Here is an 18,819-nt window from a genome sequence, read left to right on the forward strand (position 1 = left end):
CGGCTACGCCGCCGAGGACGACGACGTGCCCGCGCCGCCGTACTACATCGCCGACGCCCCACTGTTCATCGACTTCGCGCGCGCGTTCAACCCGGCGCCCGGCCGCGATCATCCGCGACCTCGACCTGCTGCGCCCGATCTACTCGGCGACCTCCGCCTACGGTCACTTCGGCCGCGCCGAATTCTCCTGGGAGGCCACCGACCGCGCCGACGCCCTGCGCGCCGCCGCCGGTCTCTGACCCCTCCGCCACAGCCCCCCGTGAGCAGTCTCACGGGGGGCTGTGGCGTCTCCCGCCGGCCCCCGGGGGGCCACGCCCCAGATGGTGAGGCGCGGCCCCCACCTCCACCCGCCCTCCGTCTCGACGGTATCCCGCCGCACCGTCCGCCGCCCGGCCGGAGCCGTACGGCACGGCCGTGCCCTTGACCTGACCACCACCCGCGGGCGTGGGACGTCGGACCCTGTGTAGCTTCTCTTTTTTAGAGATCTTGGGGGAGAGACGTGAGTGGGCGGTCGGGGACAGGTGGATTACCGGCGGAGATCACCAGTTTCGTGGGGCGCAAGGAGGAGGTCCGCCAGGTCAGGCGCCTGCTCCAGGTGTCCAGGCTGGTCACCGTCACCGGGGGCGCGGGCATCGGCAAGTCCAGGGTGGCCGTCAGGGCCGCGTCCGGAGTGCGCCGGGCCTTCGCCGACGGCGTCCGGTTCGTGGAGCTGGCCGGGGTGAGCGACCCCGGCCATCTGGAGGAGGCGGTGGCCCAGGCGCTGGAGCCGGCGGACCCCTCCGGCCGCCCGGACGCCGAGGCCCTGGCCGAGCATCTCCGTGACCGGCGGACCCTGCTGATCCTGGACACCTGCGAGCACCTCGTGGACGCCTGTGCCCGGCTGGCGCAGACCCTGCTGGAGAGCAGTCCCGAACTGCGGATCCTGGCCACCAGCAGGCAGTCGCTCGGCGTGCCCGGCGAACACCTCGTGGCGCTCGCGCCGATGCCCCTGCCCGGCCCGCGTGAGGCGGAGTCGGTGGCCGAGCTGTCGCGCTGCGACTCGGTCGCGCTCTTCCTGGAGCGCGTCACCGCCGTGGACCCGGACTACGCGCTCACCGCCGGGAACGCCCGGCAGATCGCCGAGGTCTGCGCCAGGCTGGACGGCATACCGCTGGCCATCGAGCTGGTCGCCGTCCGGATGCGCACGCTCCCCCTCGACCGGATCCTCGGCCTGCTCGACGACAGGCTCTGGCTGCTGTCGGGCCTCACGGCGGGCAGGCGGCACCCGACCGTCGGCGCCACCGTCGAGTGGAGCCACGAGCTGTGCACCGATGACGAACGGCTGCTCTGGTCGCGGCTGCCGGTCTTCGTCTCCACCTTCGACGCCGCCGCGGCCGAGAGCGTCTGCGCCGACGAGGCGCTGCCCGCCGAGCGGGTCCTGCCCGCGCTGCTCGGCCTGGTGGACAAGTCCATCGTGATCCCGGTCAGACGGGGCGAGGGCACGGTCTACCGGCTGCTGGACATCATCCGGGAGTACGGCGCGGCGAAGCTGCTGGAGAGCGGGGACCGGGAGCGGCTGCGCCGCCGCCACCTGCGCCACTACCACGAGCTGGCGGTCCGGGGCAGGACGATCGGCCCGGACGCCGACCAGGTGGAGCTGTGGGGCCGGATCCGGCGCGACTGGCCCAACATCCGCGCGGCCCTCGACCTGTGCGCCGAGGACCCGGCCGAGCACGAGACCGGCCTGGGCATGGCGGTCGCGCTGTGGTACCTCTGGGTCGCCTGCGGGATGCTCCGGGAGGGCCACCACCATCTGGAGCGGCTGCTCGCCTTCGCGCGCCCCGGGAGCGAGTCGTGGTCGATGGCGACGCTCACCCTGGCCTACATCGCCATCGCCCGGGGCCACCTGCACGAGGCGCGGCTGCTGCTGGAGCGGTGCGGGAGCCGTTCCGCGCCCGGCGACGACCTGGTCGGGCTCCTGCTGCTCAAGCTGAGCGGGACGCTGGCCGTCATCGAGGGTGACCTGAGCGGCGGGGAGGCCCTGCTGGGCGCGGTGGTGGACCGGCTCGGCCCCGGCGGGCGGCTCCCCGAGGTGCTCCTGCCGGCGATGGTGGAGCTGGGCCTGAGCCTGATCTGGCGCGGCCGTACGGCGGCCTCCAGGGAGGTCTTCCTGCGCTGCCGGGAGCTGTGCGAGGAGCGGGGGAACGCGTGGGCGCGCGCCTACGCCGACTACGGGCTGGGGCTGGTCGCCAGGGCCGAGGGCGACGCGGAGCGGGCGGCCGCGCACGCGCGTGACTCGCTGCGGGTCAAGCGGCACTTCTCCGACGCCATGGCGGTCGTGTTCTGCCTGGAGCTGCTGGCCGGTGCCGCGGCGGACCAGGGCGACCTGGCCAGGGCGGGGCGGCTGCTCGGCGCGGCCCAGGCCGGCTGGCGGGACAAGGGCCTGCTGCGGCAGGGCTACCCGATGATGGCCGAGGAGAGAGCCCGCTGCGCCGAGCTGGTCAGGCGGGGCCTGTCCCGCCGGGACTCCGACCAGGCGGCCCGGGAGGGGGCGGCCCTCGGCCTGGAGGGGGCGATCGCCTACGCGCTCGGCGAGGAGGCGGCCGGGGACCCGCCCGCCGGCCGCGACTCCGGCTGGGCCCCGCTCACCCGGCGGGAGCGGGAGGTCGCCGAGCTGGTCGCCGAGGGGCTGACCAACCGGCAGATCGCCCACCGGCTGATGGTCCTCCAGCGGACCGTCGACTCGCATGTCGAGCACATCCTGGCCAAGCTCGGCTTCTCGGCGCGCGCCCAGATCGCGGCCTGGGCGACCCGGCGGCGCCGGGAGGGGCCCGCCGCTCCGGGGAGCCCGTGACTACCGCCTGGTAACATTTCGGCGGACACGGGGGGCGGAAAATGGCGAGGCGTCCGGGGAATCTGCCCGTTGACCTGTCGAGTTTCGTGGGACGGGCCGAGGAGCTGGCCGAGGGCCTGCGCCATCTCGCCGGCGCCAGGCTGCTGACCGTCACCGGCCCCGCCGGGGTGGGCAAGACCCGTACGGCCCTGCGCCTGGCCGGCACGCTGCGCCGTGGCTTCGCCGGCGGGGTCTGGCGGGCCGAGCTGTCGGGCGTCGACGATCCGGCGGCCGTCGTCGCCGGGACGCTGGCACCGGGCGGCCCCCTCCCGGTGCCGGAGCTCGCCGCCGCGCTGGGGGACCGGCGGCTGCTCGTCGTGCTCGACACCTGCGAGCACCTCCTCGGCCAGGCCGCCGAACTGGTGGAGACCCTGCTCGGCGAGGCGCGGCAGACCGTGGTGGTGGCCACCAGCCGGCAACCGCTGGGCCTGGCGGGGGAGCGGGTGCTGCGGCTGGCGCCGCTGCCGCTGCCGCAGGCCGTGCGGCTGTTCGAGGACCGGGCCGTGGCCGCCGACCCCGGGTTCGCCCTGACCCCGGCCGTCTCGCCGGTGGTCGCCGAGATCTGCGCCCGGCTGGACGGGCTGCCACTGGCGATCGAGCTCGCCGCCGCCCGGATGCGCTCCCTGTCGGCCCGCGACCTGCTGGAGCGGCTGCGGCACCGCCTCACGCTGCTGACCGGGGTCAGCAGGACCGCGCTGCCGCGCCACCGCGACCTGCGGGCCTGCGTGCAGTGGAGCCACCGGCTCTGCGACGACGAGCAGCGCAGGCTCTGGGCGCTGCTGGCGGTGCTGCCCGGCCCCTTCGACCTGGCCGCCGCCGAGCGGGCCTGCGGCGCCGAGTTCGGGACGGACCGGGTCGCGCCGGTCCTGGCCGCACTGGTGGAGCGGTCGGTGGTGCTCCGCGAGCCGGGAGGCCGCCACAGGATGCTGGAGGCCTACCGGGAGGTCGTGCTGGGCCCGTCCGGGGGACGGTGGCGGCCGGCCGTACAGGAGCCGCTGCGGGGCGCGGGACGTGCCCCGTGCGCCCACCAGGCGGGCCGGGTCGCGCGGGCGGTCACCGGCACGCTGAGCGCCCGGGAGCTCCAGGTGGCAGAGTTGATCACCGAGGGGCTGTCGAACCCGATGATCGCCGCACGGCTGGACATCGCCAAGCGCACCGTGGACGCGCACGTCCGCAACATCCTCGCCAAGGGCGGCCTCACCTCGCGCACCCAGGTGGCCGCGTGGGTGGCCGAGAACGACTGCCAGGCGCAGATATAGGCACATCGCCCGATGCGGGATGCCGGTGCCGGGGCTCATGATGGGGGCGGCCAGTGGGACACCGCGCGCTCCGGCGTTCCGCAGCGGTCAGCCGGTGCTGAGGGAGGGGTCCCCTTCCGGCTGACATGACACCGGGGCGTTCCCCGTGTCGGGCGTGACCCACTGGCCGATCGCCTCCGCCGCCCGGGACCTGGCAGGACGAGGCCGCTCCCGGGATCTGGTAGGACAAGTGGGTGACCCACGCCAGCCCCTCACCAGACGACGGCGCCCTGCTGCCGCTCGACGCCGTCCGTGAGCGGCCCGCGCCGGTCCCGGCCGCGCCGGCCAGGGGGGTGCCGGAGCCGGCCGCACTGCTGCCGGTCGCCCGGGTGGCCGTGGACACACCCCTGCCGCACCTGGACCGGCCGTTCGACTACGTCGTCCCGGCCACGATGGACGCCGACGCGGTGCCGGGCTCGCGGGTCCGGGTCCGCTTCGCCGGCAAGCTCGTCGACGGCTTCCTGCTGGAGCGGGCGGACGCCAGCGAGCACCAGGGCAAGCTGGCCCGGCTGGAGAAGGTCGTCTCGCCCGAGCCGGTGCTGACCCCCGAGATCGCCGTGCTGGCCCGCGCCGTGGCCGACCGTTACGCCGGCACCCTGGCCGACGTCCTGCGCCTGGCCGTGCCGCCCCGCCACGCCAAGGTGGAGGCCGAGGCCGTCCCCCCGCCCGAGGAGGCGGCGCAGCAGGCGCCGGACGGCTCCGGGCCGGGCCCCTGGGCGGACTACCCGGACGGGGAGCCGTTCCTGGAGGCCCTCGCCGGGGGGCGCGCGCCGCGGGCGGTGTGGACCGCGCTGCCCGGGACGGAGGAGGGCGGGCCGCAGTGGGCCGCGGCGGTCGCGGTGGCCGTCCGGGAGACGCTCCGCGGCGGCCGGGGCGCGCTCGTGGTGGTCCCCGACGGCAAGGACGTGGCGCTGGCCGACGCGGCGCTGAGCGCCGCCCTGGGGCCCGGGGCGCATGTGGCGCTCACCGCGGACCTGGGGCCGGCCGAGCGCTACCGCCGGTGGCTGCGGGTCGCGCGGGGGCAGGTGCGCGCCGCCGTCGGCACCCGGGGGGCGGCGTTCGCGCCGGTGCGCGACCTCGGGCTGGCGGTGGTCTGGGACGACGGGGACGACCTGCACTCCGAGCGGCTCGCGCCGTACCCGCACACCCGGGAGATCCTCGCGCTGCGGGCCCACCAGAGCCGGGCGGGCCTGCTCATCGGCGGATACGCCCGTACGGCCGAGGCCACCCAGCTCGTCGCCGCGGGCTGGGCCGGCACCATCGCCGCCGCCCGCGAGACGGTCAGGGCCAGGGCCCCGAGGGTCCGGCCGGCCGGCGAGGACTCCGAGCTGGCCAGGGACGAGGCGGCGCGGGCGGCCCGGCTGCCCAGCCTCGCCTGGCGGGCGCTGCGGGCCGGGCTGGACAGCGGTCCGGTGCTGGTGCAGGTCCCCCGGCGGGGTTACCTGCCCGCGCTGGCCTGCCAGAACTGCCGGGCCCCGGCCCGCTGCGGGCACTGCAGCGGGCCGCTGGCGCTGCGCGGCGGTCACGCCGCCCCCTACTGCCGCTGGTGCGGCCGGATCGCGGGGCAGTGGCGCTGCCCGGCCTGCGGGGGCGGCCGGGTGCGGGCGCAGGTGGTCGGCGCCCGCCGCACCGCCGAGGAGCTGGGGCGGGCCTTCCCCTCGGTGCAGGTCAAGACCTCGGGCAAGGACGGCGTCCTCGCCACGGTGGGCGCCGCCCGCGCCCTGGTGGTGGCCACCCCGGGGGCCGAGCCGGTGGCCGAGGGCGGTTACGCGGCCGCCGTGCTGCTGGACGGGTGGGCGCTGCTCGGCCGGCCGGACCTGCGGGCCGCCGAGGAGACGCTGCGCCGGTGGATGAACGCCGCGGCGCTGCTGCGGCCCCGGGCCGAGCTGGTCGTGCTGGCCGACTCCTCGGTGCCCGCCGTGCAGGCGTTGCTGCGCTGGGACCCCATCACCCATGCCGGACGGGAGCTGGCCGACAGGACAGAACTAGGTTTCCCCCCGGCGGTAAGGATGGCCACGCTGAGCGGCTCCCCCTCGGCGGTCAGGGAGATGCTCGGCGAGGTGGCGCTGCCGGACGGGGCGCAGGTTCTCGGCCCCGTCCCGCTCGACTCGCCCAGGGGCGACCAGGTGCGGGAACGCGCCATGCTCCGGGTCCCCAGAGGGGCCGGGGCGGCGCTGGCCGCCGCGGTGAAGGGGGCCGCCGGGGTGCGTTCCGCGCGCAAGGCCCCCGAGGTGGTCAGAGTATGCATTGACCCTCTCGATGTGATTTGAGTTGTTTCCCCGATTCGCGGTGCTGACAGTAAGCCGTTAATTTTCCCCTGTGTCGATCGAATGGGTGAATCGGGCCGTAGACGATCTACGCGCGTGGGGGCGCGCGCGCGGCCTGGACGTTGACGTGGACGAGGTGCGGCTGCTCTGCGACTACGCGAGCGATTATTTGAACGTGAACGAGCTGGGTGATTTCACCCCGGTCACTTTCGAGGAACTGCTGCTCGACATCTACCCGCGCAAGGTCATCGCCCCGCCGGAAAGCGCCCCCGAGACCGTCGCCGCCGCCCGCACCCTGGTCGACTTCCTGCTGGCGACCGAGGAGATCGGCGGCAAGATGGCCGTCCGCATGCGGGTCGTCCTGGACCGGATCGAGCCCGAGATGCCGATCGCGCTCGCCGACACCTCCAAGTTCGGCATGGCCAAGAGCCTGTTCAGCGCGATGGGCGCCGACTCCCTGGAGCAGGGCGACGTCTCGGTGTCGGCGGTGGAGGAGCCCGCCGACACCGAGTTCTGCGACTGCCCCGGCTGCTCCCCCCTGCCCCCGGTCCGGACTGCGCCCCGCGAGAGGCTCGCCGACAGCGCCTCCCGGGTGCCCCTGGTGACCGACGTCCGGCGGCTGGTCCAGTGGATGCTGGCCGGCGGCCGCACGCCGACCGTCAAGGGGCGGCTGCGGGTCCGCGACGCCGCCGAGGCGACCGCCCAGCTCGCGGTGGCCGACCCCGGCTTCCTGTGGGAGCTGGCGGTGCACACCGGCCTCGTCGAGGTCGAGGGCACCGCGATCTTCGACGGCGAGGACCCCGACCCGCTCGACACGTGGGCCGCGGTGGTGGAGTTCCTGGTGGAGAAGGAGACCGGCGGGGCTGTGACCGGCGCCGCGTCCCTCGACGAGGAGCTCTACGGCCTGTGCGACATGCTCTACCGCCTGCAGGCGCCGGTGCCGATCCCCCTGGTCATGGAATACCTGGAGGAGATCGGGCTGCTCGACGAGGAGGTGGACATCGCCGAGGCCGTACGGGGGTTGGCCTACTGCGGGATCGCCGAGCGGAGCGAGGAGACCCTGGAGCTGAGCGCACTGGCCGTCTGGGGCCTGCGGGAGCACTACACCGGCCTGGGCATCGAGGCGCCCGAGGCCGCCGACCTGACCGCCGCCGACGCCTCCGAGCTCATCGAGGGGCTGCTGTCCGGGATGCCCGCCGAGCTGGCCGAGGCCGACATCGAGGGCTGGCTGCGGGGCAGGAGCCCGCAGGAGGCCGCCACCGAGCTGCTGAACGCCGCCTCCGGCGCGCCCTCGGCCGTGCGGGGCATCGCCGTGACGATCGTGGACCGGCTCGGCCCGGAGGCCGAGCCCGCGATCCGCCGGCACCTCGACGAGGCGGAGCTGCGCCCGCACGCCGTCCACTGGCTCTCCTCCCGGGGCCTGGCCGCCCCGGCGCTCTCCCAGGAGGAGGTGCTGTGGATGAGCGTCGACATGCTCGCCCTGGCCATCTCCGCCGCCGAGGACGACCCGGAGACCTTCGCCGAGAACATGGCCGCCTCCGGCCCGCCGGCGCACGTGATCGAGGAGATGTGGCGGGTGGACCATCCCGAGGTCGTCGAGGTCCTTGAGCTGCTGGGCCGCTCCCTGAACGACCAGAGCGTGGCCAAGGCCGCCCGCAAGGCCGCCTTCAAAGCCCGCTCCCGCGCTATCGGCTAGCCGTACACCCGTGGGGCTCCAGTGCAGTAAGTTTCACGGGTGGCAAAGAGCGGGAACACCACCGGCAACGTCTTCGATCTCGGCGAACTGCGCAGGCTGGTCGACGAGCTGGGATCGGGGTCCCGTGAGGCGCGCGCGGCCGTGCTCGACGCGGCCTCCGCCGACGACAAGGACTGCGACTGCCCGGACTGCGGCAGCGAGGTGCTGAGCTTCCCACCGGTCGTGCTCGCCCCCGACGGCGAGCTCGCCTCCGCCGTGCTCCGGGTCCCGCTGGTGCTGGACGCCCAGCGGCTGGCGGCGTGGACCGGCACCCGCGAGGTGACGCCCGAGGGCCTGCTGCCCGACCCCTACCTGCCCTGCGCCGAGCTCGGGGTGCCCAACCCGGCGCGGCTGCACCTGCTCTGGGTCGTCGCGGTCAACACCGGCATGCTGCGCATCTCCCGGGGCGTGGTGACGGCCGGCCCGCTGGCGCTCTCCGCCGAGCTGCCCCCCGCCGCGCTGCTGGGGTTCTGGGACGGCGTGGTGATGGACGTCCTCGACCGCGCCGACGAGAGCCTGACCGGCTCCTCGGTGGTGGACGACCACCTCGCCGAGATGCTCGCCACGATGTACGCCGTGAGTGACGGCCTGTCTCCCGCCACCCTGGTCAAGGGCATCCTCCAGTCGCACGAGGTGGCCTGCGAGGCCCGTCCCGCCGAGATGCGGGCGCTGGCCGCCGCGCTCCCGGGCGAGCTGGACGGCGCGCTGTCGCTGCTGGGTTACTGCGGGCTCATCGAGCTGTCGGAGGCGGGCTGGCCCCGGCTGACCCCGCTGGGCATGTGGGCGGTCCGCCAGGACCTGCTGCGTGAGGGCCACGACGCGCCCACCGGCGCCGAGGTCGCGGTCTTCGCCGACCTGGGCGCGGCCGAGCTGGTCAAGGCGATCACGGAGCGCTCCGCGGCCCCCAGCGCCGTCACCGTGTGGCTGGAGTCGCGCCACGCCGAGGCCGCCGCCCGCGAGCTGGTCAAGATCGCCGCATCCGGCACGGCCGGCCAGCGCGGCACCGTGGGCACGATCCTGGAGGAGCTCGGCCCCGAGGCCGAGGCGCCGCTGAGGGAGGCGCTCGCCGAGCCGGCCATGTGGCGCTACGCCGCCTCCTGGCTGCACATCCGCGACCTGCCGGCGCCCGCCCTCACGCCCGCCGACAGCACCTGGCTCGCGGTCGACACGCTCGCCTCGCTGATCCAGCTCGGCAACGCGCCCAAGGCGATGCACGAGTTCGACATGCTCGAACCCGGCGAGGACCTGATCCGTGTCGTCGAGGAGATGACCCTGGTCGACCACCCCGACACCATCGCGGTGCTCGACGTGCTGGCCGCCCACTACCGCGACGCGGCGGTCGCCAAGGCCGCGCGGAAGGCGGCCATGAAGGCCCGCTCGCGCTGACGCCGCCCTCCGGCGGCCGCGGCCGCGGGAGGAGAGATCCGAGGGACACTCCCCATGGCCCTTAGACTGTGGGGATCCCCCCGAAAAGCGTGAGGAGAGCCCTGTTGGCCATTCAGTCGATCCGTCTTTTCGGCGACCCCGTGCTGCGCACCCCGGCCGAGCCGGTGAAGGACTTCGACAAGGAGTTGCGCAAGCTCGTCAAGGATCTGACCGACACGATGATGGACGCCCCCGGTGCCGGGCTGGCCGCGCCGCAGATCGGGGTCGGCCTGCGGGTCTTCACCTATTACGTGGACGAGCAGCTCGGGCACCTGATCAACCCCAACCTCGACCTCTCCGACGACAAGGACGAGGAGGGCCAGGAGGGCTGCCTGTCCTTCCCCGGCCTGTCGTTCCCCACGCCCCGGGCGATCCGGGCCGTGGCCAGGGGCTTCAACATGCACGGGGAGCCCGTCACCCTTGAGGGCACCGATCTGATGGCCCGCTGTTTCCAGCATGAGACCGACCACCTCGACGGGGTGCTGTTCATCGACCGGATGGACCCCAAGCAGCGCAAGCTCGCCATGAAGGAGATCCGCGAGGCCGAGTGGAGCGGGCTGTCGGCGCCCGCCTTCAAGTTCTCTCCGCACGCCACCCACGGGAAGGCTCTGTAACAACCTTGCGCCTGGTCTTCGCCGGAACCCCGGACACCGCCCTGCCCTCGCTGCGGGCCCTGCTCGACTCGCCCCGCCATGACGTCGTCGCCGTCGTCACCCGGCCGGACGCCCAGTCGGGCCGGGGCCGCAGGGTCCACCCGAGCCCCGTCGCCGAGCTGGCGGAGGAGGCGGGCGTGGAGGTCCTCAGGCCGCCGAAGGCGGGCGACCCCGAGTTCCTGGAGCGGCTGCGGCGGATCGACCCCGACTGCTGCCCGGTGGTGGCCTACGGCGCGCTCCTGCCGCAGTCCGCCCTGGACGTCCCGCGCCACGGCTGGGTCAACCTCCACTTCTCGCTGCTGCCCGCCTGGCGCGGCGCCGCCCCGGTGCAGCACGCCGTGCTCCACGGCGACGAGATCACCGGCGCGGCCACCTTCCGGATCGTCAAGGAACTGGACGCCGGCCCGGTCTACGGCGTCGTGACCGAGGAGGTCCGGCCCGCCGACACCAGCGGTGACCTGCTCGCCCGGCTCGCCGAGTCCGGCGCCGGGCTGCTGGTGGCGACCCTCGACGGGATCGAGGACGGCGAGCTGGAGGCCGTCCCCCAGCCCGCCGAGGGGGTGAGCCTCGCACCGAAGATCAACGTGGACGACGCCAGGATCGACTGGTCCGCGCCCGCCATGCGGGTGGACCGCCTCGTCCGCGCCTGCACGCCCGCCCCGGGCGCGTGGACGGAGTTCCGCGGCCAGCGGGTCAAGATCGGGCCGGTACGGCCGGCACCGGACGCCCCGGCCCTGGAGCCCGGGCGGATCGCGGCCGCCAAGCACTCCGTCCTGGTCGGCACGGCCACCCATCCGGTCGAGCTGGGCGAGGTGCAGCCGCAGGGCAAGCGCCTGATGAGCGCGGGAGAGTGGGCCCGCGGCGTGCGGCCCGCAGACGAAGATCGGCTGGGCTAGAGATCATGAACGATCGGGGGAACGGCGGGCGCGGTCCCGGCGACCACTCACGCGGCGGCCGGGGTTCCGGCGGTGGCCGGGGCCAGGGGTCCGGCGGCCGGAACGCGGGTCAGCCGGGCGGGTCCGGCGGCCGGGGTGCTCAGGGCGGCGGGTTCAGCGGTGGCCGGAACGCGGGTCAGCCGGGCGGGTCCGGTGGCCGGGGTGCGGGTGAGCCGGGCGGGTCCGGTGGCCGGGGCTCCGGCGGTGGCCGGGGTGCTCAGGGCGGTTCCGGCGGTGGCCGGGGTGCTCAGGGCGGTGGCCGGGGACCGGGCGGGGGCCGGGGCGGCCGTCCGCCCCGACCGGCGCGTGACGAGGCCCGCAACGCCGCCTACGACCTGCTGCGCGCCGTGGACGAGCGGGACGCCTACGCCAACCTGCTGATGCCCACGCTGCTGCGCGAACGCCGCCTGTCCGGGCGGGACGCGGGCCTGGCCACCGAGCTGGCCTACGGCACCCTGCGTGGCCTGGGCACCTACGACGAGGTCATCGCGGCCTGCAGCGACCGCGCCCCCGAGGACCTGGACCCGCCGCTGCTCGACGCGATCCGCCTGGGCGTGCACCAGCTGCTCAAGACCCGGGTCCCCCCGCACGCCGCGGTGGGCACGACCGTCGACCTGGTGCGCCTGCGGGTGGGCACCGGCGCGTCGAAATACGCCAACGCCGTGCTGCGCAAGGTCGCCGGCCGCTCCCTGGAGCAGTGGCTGCCGATCGTGGCCCCCGATCCCGGCGAGGACCCGGTCGGCTACCTCGCCGTGGCGTACAGCCACCCCCGGTGGATCGTCACCGCGATGCGCGACGCCGTGGGCGGCGACTTCGACGAGACGGCCGCCCTGCTGGCCGCCGACAACGAGCGCCCCCGGGTCACCCTGGTCGCCCGGCCCGGCCGCGCGTCGGTCGAGGAGCTCCTCGCCTCCGGCGCCCAGCCGGCCCGATACTCCCCCTACGCGGCCTACCTGCCGGAGGGTGACCCCGGCTCCGTCCTCGCCGTGGCCGAGGCGCGCGCCGCCGTCCAGGACGAGGCCAGCCAGCTCGTCGCCCTGGCACTGACCCGCGTCCCGGTGACCGGCGGCGACTCCCGCTGGCTCGACCTGTGCGCGGGCCCCGGCGGCAAGGCGGGCCTGCTGGACGCCATCGCCGTCCACGGAGCCGCTCTCCCGGCGGCCTCCCGGGAGCCGTCCGGTCCCGCGTCCGCGTCCGGTGAGCGGGGCGGGGCGTCGGGTGAGCCGGGCGGGCCGTCCGGAGCGGCCGCGGTGCTTGGCGAGCGGGGCGGTGCGTCCGGAGCGGCCGCGGTGCCCGGTGCGCCGGGTGGGCCGTCCGGTCCCGCCGCCTTCCCGGGCGGGGCCAATCTCCTGGCCGCCGAGCTGCAGTACCACCGCGCCCGCCTGGTCCGGCAGACCACCCGCGAGGCCGCGGTGATCACCGCCGACGGCACGGTCCCCGCCTGGCGTCCCGGGGTCTTCGACCGGGTCATGGTCGACGCCCCCTGCACCGGCCTGGGTGCCCTGCGCCGCCGTCCGGAGGCCCGCTGGCGGCGCGATCCCCGCAGCCTCCCGGACCTGGGCAGGCTCCAGCGCGAGCTGCTCGCCTCGGCGCTGGAGGCCGTCCGTCCCGGAGGGGTCGTCGCCTACGTCACCTGCTCGCCCCACCTGGCCGAGACCACGGCGGTGGTCGGCGACGTCCTGCGCCACCGCGACGACGTGGAGACCCTCGACGCCCGGGCCTACCTCCCCGAGGTGGAGGGCCTGGGCGAGGGGCCCCACGTCCAGTTCTGGCCCCACCGTCACGGCACCGACGGGATGTTCCTCACGCTGCTGCGCCGCCGCTGACCGGCCGCCCGCCACCTGCGCGGCCGGATCAGCGTCCACGAGCTGGGCCACACCTTCCGCCGGCACATCAGCCTGGCCGCGCTCGACAAGGCGATCGCCGAGGTGGTCAACGCCTGTCTCAAGCTGGACCTGCCCAAGGTCTGGGGCGAGGGCCCCTCGGTGTCGGCTGATGGCACCGAGTACGAGATCTATATCGACAGTCTGATCGCCGAGTATCACATCCGCTACGGCGGCTATGGGGTCATTGCCCACCGCCACGTCGCCGACAGCTGCATCGCATTGTTCACCCACTTCTTTCCCTGTCTGTCACGCGGGTTCGGCGCGGCCCCGCCGCCCCGGTGGGCGGCGGGGCCGTGACCTGCCGACAACCGATCTATCCGAGCACCGGGTAGTTCGCGCGGAACACGTTGTGCGGGTCACGGGCCCGCTTGATCTCCCGCAGCCGCGCGAGCGCGCTGCCGGAGAAGGACTTCGCCGCCGTGTCACCGGGCGACAGCACGGTGTACGGCTTGCGGCCGCTGATGTAGGCCTCCAGGTCGGCCACGACCTCGGCCTGCTTGGCGCGCGTCGCATCGGCCGCGTGCGGCAGGCCGAGACCCAGCAGGCCGAGCAGGTAGGGCTCAGCCACCGCGCCGCTCGCACCGGCCCCGCCGCCCGGCTCGGCGAGCGCCCCGCCCAGGTGCCTGATCTGCACGTTGATGAGCGGTTCGACCGGCTTGGCCAGCAGGAGCTCCACCGCGTCCGCGTCCAGGCCGGTGAGCAGCTCCGCACGGGCGATGGACGGGGCCGGATCGGTGGGCTCGGCGGTGATGTCACCCAGGTCGGCGACCGGGACGACGCCGCGGCTGTCGGAGATCGCGCCCTCGATCTTGTCGATGCGCGCCAGCAGGTCCTCCCCCTGAGCCGCCTCACCCAGGTAGGCCAGATCCAGCGTCACCATCGGCGGCGCGCCGGGGGGCTGGAGCCGGTTGATCCAGACACTGAGTTCACGCGGCGCATCGGCGGTGATCTCCAGGAACGCGTCGTACACCTCCCTGGTCCGGTGCTCCGGCCAGATCACGCGCCCGCCGTACAGGACCGGCGCGGGATACAGCTCGAGTTCGAGGGCGGTCACCACCGCGAAGTCCCCGCCGCCGCCGCGCAGCGCCCAGAACAGCTCGGGATCGGACTCGGCGCTCACCCGGCGCGGCTCGCCATCGGCGTCCACGATGTCGATGGCCCGCACACTGTCGGAGGCGAAGCCGTACTTGCGGCTGAACCAGCCGACCCCACCGCCCAGGGTGTAGCCGGTCACGCTGACCCCCGGCGCGCTGCCGGCCAGGCCGGTCAGACCCAGCGGACCGGCCGCGGCCAGCACCTGCCCCCACTTCACGCCCGCGCCCACCCGGACCACGCGCTCCTCGGCGCGTATCTCCACCTCGTTCAGCAGGCCGGTACGCAACAGGATCAGGCCTTCCACATCACCCGAGGCGCCGTGCCCGCTCGGCTGCGCGGTCACCGTCAGACCCGCCCGCCGCGCGTAACGCACGAGCGCCGCCACGTCATCGGCGTCCGCGGCCTCCACCACGGCCGCCACCGGCTGCCTGACGGTCAGGTTCCACGCGGTGGCCGCCTGTTCGAAGCCGTCGTCATCGGCCAGGAGCACGCGCCCCTTGAGGACACCGCGCAGATCGTTGAGCGTCATCGTCGTCTCCCTTTGTCGAGTTCTCAGAAAATGCGAAGGAATACCGTGCTGCACTACGGAAGGACGGCGCCCTGACCGGCCGGACAAGGATCACGCCGAAACCTCGATGCCGGCCCTGCACCTGTGGTGGTCCGCGCTGGTGCACGTCAACACGCTGCTGCTTCAGCGGGTTCTCGGGCCACCCCTTCGGGGCGTGCAGACGTCAGGCGGGCTGCGCGGCGGGCACTGGGGCGGCGGCCTCCTGGGCCCTGCGCGCCTTGCCGGTCTCGCGGAGGATCAGCAACCCCGTGACCGCGATCAGCGCCGAGGTCAGGCCGTGGATGCCGAGCGCGGCGGCCATGGAGCCGTGGTGGGCCAGGACGTTGACCATGTCGCCGAACGGGGCGACGGCCACCATCAGCAGGACCGGGCCCAGGGCACGGCGGTGGCCCGTCACCAGCAGGATGCCCATGGCCAGGCCCATCGCGATCTCGCGGCTGCCCTTCACGAGAGGGAAGCCGCTGTCGTCAGAGGGCCAGTTCGGCAGGCCCGGGAAGGACGTCCTGAGGGGCAGGACGAAGGACAACCCGAGGTAGAGGGTGAACAGGACGACGGCGGTGGCCAGGACGGTGTTGAGCTTCTTCAGCGACATGGTCGTTCTCCTTTGATGTTCAGACCGGGCAGGTGATGTTCAGACCGGGCAGGGTTCAGCCGCGGACGCGGCGGATGTGGCGGGCGTAGCGGGGGCGGCCGATGACGTGCCAGATGACGCGGACCGGGGCGGGGAGGCCGCTGAGGACGATGGCGCGCTCGGCCGGGTCCGCGTCTTCCAGGACGGCGCCGAAGAGCGTGAGCAGGGTGAGCTTGGGAGTGTTGTTCACCAGGTGGTCGCCCAGGGAGGCCCACTCCTGCTCGGTGATGTGCTTGGCCGCGAGCGGGAGGAGGGTGGCCTCCTCCTCGTCGAGGTGTTCCAGCAGGACCGCGCGGTGCTCGGCGAGGGCGGCCACGAGGGTGTCGCGTCCGTCGGCGCCCGCGGTGGCCTCCCAGGCGGGGACCGCGGCGTCCAGCCTGGTCAGGGTGGCCGCGATGCGTTCGTGCTGGGCCTGCATGCGCAGGACGATGTCGGCCTCCAGGTCCACCCGGGACAGCAGCGGCGGCCACAGCAGCTCGTCCTCGCCCTCGTGATGGTTGTGCAGGCCCAGCCGGTAGACGCGGAAATGGTCGGCGATCACCTTGGCACGAGCGGTGTCACCCGGGGCGACGGCCGCGACGAGCTCCACCAGCAGCCGTGACTCACGGCGGAGGACGCGGTGGACGATCTCCATGTCCTGGGTGTTGACGCTCATCTGTTCCTGCCCTTCATCGGTTGCGACGTGTTCAGGCTGCTCCCGGGTATTTGGAGGGGGCTTGGAGAAGATTTGGAACGTCCACATACGATGTGCAGATCATGGTCTTCATCCGGGTGCTGGGCGCGTTCGCAGCGGAGGCAGACGGTGCGGCCGTTCACCTCGGCGGCCCGCGGCAGCGGGGCGTGCTGGCGTTGCTGGTGGCGGCGCGTGGGCAGGTCGTGCCGGTCGATCGGATGATCGAGGATCTGTGGCGCGGGGAGCCGCCCGCGCGGGCGCTGATGTCCCTGCAGGCGTATGTGTCCAACCTGCGTCGGCTGTTGGAACCCGGACGTCCGCCGCGCACGCCGGCCCGGCTGCTGGTGAGCGCGGCGCCGGGTTATGCGCTGCGGCTGCCACCGGAGGCGGTGGACGCGTGGCGGTTCGAGGGCCTGCTGGGCCAAGCGCGTACGGACACCGACCTACGCGCCGCGCAGGCTCGGCTCGCCGAGGCGCTGGGGCTGTGGCAGGGACCGGCGTTCGCCGAGGTCGCCGACGAGCCGTGGGCCGCCGCCGAGACGGCCCGGCTGAACGAGCTACGCCTGGTCGCCACCGAGCTGCACGTCGCGGCGGGTCTGCGCATCGGCGACCCCGCCGCGGTGGTTCCCGAGGCCGAGCGGCTCACCCGCGACGAGCCCCTCCGCGAGGAAGGCTGGCGGCTGCACGCCCTGGCACTGTGGAGCAGCGGCCGCCAAGCCGACGCGCTGGCGACGCTCCGCCGCGCCCGCGGCGTCCTGGCCGAGGAGCTCGGGCTCGACCCTGGCCCGGACCTGACGGCGTTGGAGGAGGCGATCCTCACCCAGCGCACGGACGTCCTACGCGCGACCGTGCCCCCGCCCCCGCTGACCGCCCCGCTGCCGCAGGCGGCCCCTCTCCCGGGGACGGCCCCGATCGTCGAGGCGCCGTTCGTCGGACGCGAGGCACAGCTGTCGGCACTGGTCACGGCCGCCACCGGGGCCGCCACCGACGGAGCTCGCATCGCCCTTGTCACCGGCGAGGCCGGGCTCGGCAAGTCGACGCTGCTGGAACACCTCGGCAGGCGGCTCGAACGTGACGGGTGGCTGGTCGCCGTCGGCCGCTGCCCCGAGGTCGACAGCGCGCCGCCCGCGTGGGCCTGGACCGAGGCGCTGAGAGCCGTCGCCGCGTCCACGTCCCCGGGCGAGTTCGCGGACGACCTCGCGCCGCTGCTCACCGACACCGAGCCGGTGAACGCCGACGCCACCGCGGGACGGTTCCGCCTGCGCCAAGCCGTGTGGAAGTGGCTCGCGGCAGTCGCCACGGAACGCCCGGTCGCCGTCGTGCTGGACGACCTGCACTGGGCGGACACCACCACGCTGGAACTGCTCGGCGGCGGCCTCGGCGTGCGGGCCCCGATCCTGGTCGTCGCCGCGTACCGCGCGGACGAGAGCGGGCACCTCACCGAAACGCTGGCCTCCCTCGCGCGCGCCACGCCCCTCCGCCTGGCGCTGCCGGGGCTGAACGACGAGGCCGTCGCGGAGCTCGTACGGGCCGAATGCGAGGCCGACGAGGAGACCATCGCAGGGATCGCCGAGCGCACCGGCGGCAACCCGTTCTACGTGCGCGAAAGCGCCCGGCTGCTGAACGGCGAAGGCGCGCTGGTCGCCCTCTCCGAGGTCCCCGAAGGCGTACGGGACGTCCTGCGCCGCCGGCTCGCGCGCCTGCCCGAGGGAGGCGTGTCCGTCCTCCGGCTCGCCGCGGTCGCAGGCCGGGAAAGCTCAGTGGATGTCCTCGTCAAGGCCGCCGACACCGACGAGGACAGCGTCCTGGACGCGCTGGACGCCGGCGTCATCGCCGGGCTGCTCGACGAGCCCGGGCCCGGGCGGGTCCGGTTCGTTCACTCGCTGGTCAGGGACACCCTGGTCGCCGACGTCAGCCAGTTGCGGGCCACCAGGATGCACGCCCGGATCGCCGCCGCCCTGGAGGGCGGTGGCGACGTCGCGGCCCTGGCCCACCACTACGCGCGAGCCGGCTCGCCGAAAGCCGTCGGTTATTGCGTCCAGGCCGCCGAGCTTGCCGAGGCGCGCTACGCCCACGACGTGGCGGCCTCGCTCCTCACCGACGCCGTCGCCAACTCCAGCGACCCGGACGAGCGCGTCGCCCTGCTCGGCAGGCTGCTGCGCGCGCAGATCAGGGCCGGGGCCTTCGCTGCGGCCAGGGACACGCGCGAGCAGGCCGTGCGGCACGCCGAGTCGATCGGCCGCGACGACCTGATGATCGCCGCGTTCACCGCCTGGACCGAGCCCACCCCCTGGCAGGCCCGCACCTACGGCACGGTCGACCGCCCCATCGTCGACCGCCTCAGCCGCCTGCTCAAGCGCACCGGCCTCACCCCCGACGTGCGGTCCCATCTCCTCATCGCCTACGCCCACGAACTGGTGGGCGAGGACGATCTGACAGTCATGGAGGCGGCCCGGGAGGCACTCGACCTCGCCACCGATCCCCGCCTCCGGGCCGCGGCGCTGCTGGTCCTCGCCCGCGACGTCCTCGCCCGCGACGCCGAGCGGGAGGAGTACTCCCGCGAGCTGGTGAAGATCAGTGTCGAGCACGACCTGCCCGTCTACCGCGTGACAGGGCTGCTCAACCAGGCCGCCTGCGCCGCCGCGGCCAACGACCCGGCGACCATGCGCCGCCTGACCGGGGAGGCGCTCGACCTCGCCCGCTCCTACCGGATGCCGGAAGCGACCGGCGCCGCCGAGATCGCACTGGCCACCCTGGCACTCATCGAGGGCCGGTCCGCCG

General features: G+C 74.5%; 13 protein-coding genes and 1 pseudogene. 11 read left to right on the forward strand and 3 right to left on the reverse strand.

The genetic code is table 11. The features are described from left to right. The 10 genes and pseudogenes from ACWDS7_RS34385 to ACWDS7_RS34430 all read left to right on the forward strand — a co-directional run. On the forward strand, nucleotides 1-239 hold a 239-nt coding region (locus tag ACWDS7_RS34385; protein WP_451932646.1), incomplete at its 5' end, for a methionine adenosyltransferase domain-containing protein. 311 nt (nucleotides 240-550) lie between these two features. Next, on the forward strand, nucleotides 551-2,833 hold the full coding sequence (locus ACWDS7_RS34390; RefSeq protein ID WP_451932647.1) for an ATP-binding protein: 2,283 nt from the start codon (nucleotides 551-553) through the stop codon (nucleotides 2,831-2,833). Nucleotides 2,834-2,874: 41 nt separating this feature from the next. Next, nucleotides 2,875-4,131, forward strand: coding sequence for a helix-turn-helix transcriptional regulator (locus tag ACWDS7_RS34395; protein WP_451932648.1), 1,257 nt, complete (start codon nucleotides 2,875-2,877; stop codon nucleotides 4,129-4,131). Between the two features lie 233 nt (nucleotides 4,132-4,364). Further along, the gene (locus tag ACWDS7_RS34400) at nucleotides 4,365-6,440 is read left to right on the forward strand and encodes a primosomal protein N' (RefSeq protein WP_451932649.1); all 2,076 of its coding nucleotides are present in this window, start codon (nucleotides 4,365-4,367) and stop codon (nucleotides 6,438-6,440) included. Between the two features lie 64 nt (nucleotides 6,441-6,504). Next, on the forward strand, nucleotides 6,505-8,133 hold the full coding sequence (locus ACWDS7_RS34405) for a hypothetical protein (RefSeq protein WP_451932650.1): 1,629 nt from the start codon (nucleotides 6,505-6,507) through the stop codon (nucleotides 8,131-8,133). A gap of 39 nt (nucleotides 8,134-8,172) precedes the next feature. Continuing rightward, nucleotides 8,173-9,558 carry a hypothetical protein gene (locus tag ACWDS7_RS34410; RefSeq protein WP_451932651.1) on the forward strand — a complete coding sequence of 462 codons (1,386 nt, stop codon included), beginning with the start codon at nucleotides 8,173-8,175 and terminating at the stop codon, nucleotides 9,556-9,558. Between the two features lie 104 nt (nucleotides 9,559-9,662). Then, on the forward strand, nucleotides 9,663-10,211 hold the full coding sequence (gene def, locus ACWDS7_RS34415) for a peptide deformylase (RefSeq protein ID WP_306857710.1): 549 nt from the start codon (nucleotides 9,663-9,665) through the stop codon (nucleotides 10,209-10,211). A 5-nt stretch (nucleotides 10,212-10,216) separates the two neighbouring features. Next, nucleotides 10,217-11,146 (forward strand): methionyl-tRNA formyltransferase, encoded by a 930-nt coding sequence (fmt, locus tag ACWDS7_RS34420; RefSeq protein ID WP_451932652.1) that lies wholly within the window; start codon nucleotides 10,217-10,219, stop codon nucleotides 11,144-11,146. Nucleotides 11,147-11,490: 344 nt separating this feature from the next. Continuing rightward, nucleotides 11,491-13,011, forward strand: a pseudogene (locus tag ACWDS7_RS34425) (RsmB/NOP family class I SAM-dependent RNA methyltransferase); the annotation flags it as partial. Nucleotides 13,012-13,026: 15 nt separating this feature from the next. Then, nucleotides 13,027-13,368 carry a Tn3 family transposase gene (locus ACWDS7_RS34430; protein ID WP_451932657.1) on the forward strand — a complete coding sequence of 114 codons (342 nt, stop codon included), beginning with the start codon at nucleotides 13,027-13,029 and terminating at the stop codon, nucleotides 13,366-13,368. A 16-nt stretch (nucleotides 13,369-13,384) separates the two neighbouring features. Here ACWDS7_RS34430 and ACWDS7_RS34435 read toward each other — a convergent pair whose 3' ends face one another. The 3 genes from ACWDS7_RS34435 to ACWDS7_RS34445 all read right to left on the reverse strand — a co-directional run bounded on the left by ACWDS7_RS34435 (nucleotide 13,385) and on the right by ACWDS7_RS34445 (nucleotide 16,020). Then, nucleotides 13,385-14,695 carry an FAD-binding oxidoreductase gene (locus ACWDS7_RS34435; protein WP_451932653.1) on the reverse strand — a complete coding sequence of 437 codons (1,311 nt, stop codon included), beginning with the start codon at nucleotides 14,693-14,695 and terminating at the stop codon, nucleotides 13,385-13,387. Nucleotides 14,696-14,897: 202 nt separating this feature from the next. Further along, the gene (locus ACWDS7_RS34440) at nucleotides 14,898-15,326 is read right to left on the reverse strand and encodes a DUF4267 domain-containing protein (protein ID WP_451932654.1); all 429 of its coding nucleotides are present in this window, start codon (nucleotides 15,324-15,326) and stop codon (nucleotides 14,898-14,900) included. Between the two features lie 55 nt (nucleotides 15,327-15,381). Then, nucleotides 15,382-16,020 carry a hemerythrin domain-containing protein gene (locus ACWDS7_RS34445; RefSeq protein ID WP_451932655.1) on the reverse strand — a complete coding sequence of 213 codons (639 nt, stop codon included), beginning with the start codon at nucleotides 16,018-16,020 and terminating at the stop codon, nucleotides 15,382-15,384. A gap of 101 nt (nucleotides 16,021-16,121) precedes the next feature. On the opposite strand from ACWDS7_RS34445, the gene ACWDS7_RS34450 reads away from it, so the two are divergent. Further along, a partial coding sequence (locus ACWDS7_RS34450) for a BTAD domain-containing putative transcriptional regulator (protein WP_451932656.1) occupies nucleotides 16,122-18,819 on the forward strand: 2,698 nt, incomplete at its 3' end.

The organism is Streptosporangium sp. NPDC003464, assembly GCF_053588315.1.

Coding starts and splice junctions, on each gene's coding strand:
- ACWDS7_RS34435 (WP_451932653.1), bottom strand. CDS start 14,695: ATGACGCTCAACGATCTGCGCGGTGTCCTCAAGGGGCGCGTGCTCCTG.
- ACWDS7_RS34395 (WP_451932648.1), top strand. CDS start 2,875: ATGGCGAGGCGTCCGGGGAATCTGCCCGTTGACCTGTCGAGTTTCGTG.
- ACWDS7_RS34440 (WP_451932654.1), bottom strand. CDS start 15,326: ATGTCGCTGAAGAAGCTCAACACCGTCCTGGCCACCGCCGTCGTCCTG.
- ACWDS7_RS34445 (WP_451932655.1), bottom strand. CDS start 16,020: ATGAGCGTCAACACCCAGGACATGGAGATCGTCCACCGCGTCCTCCGC.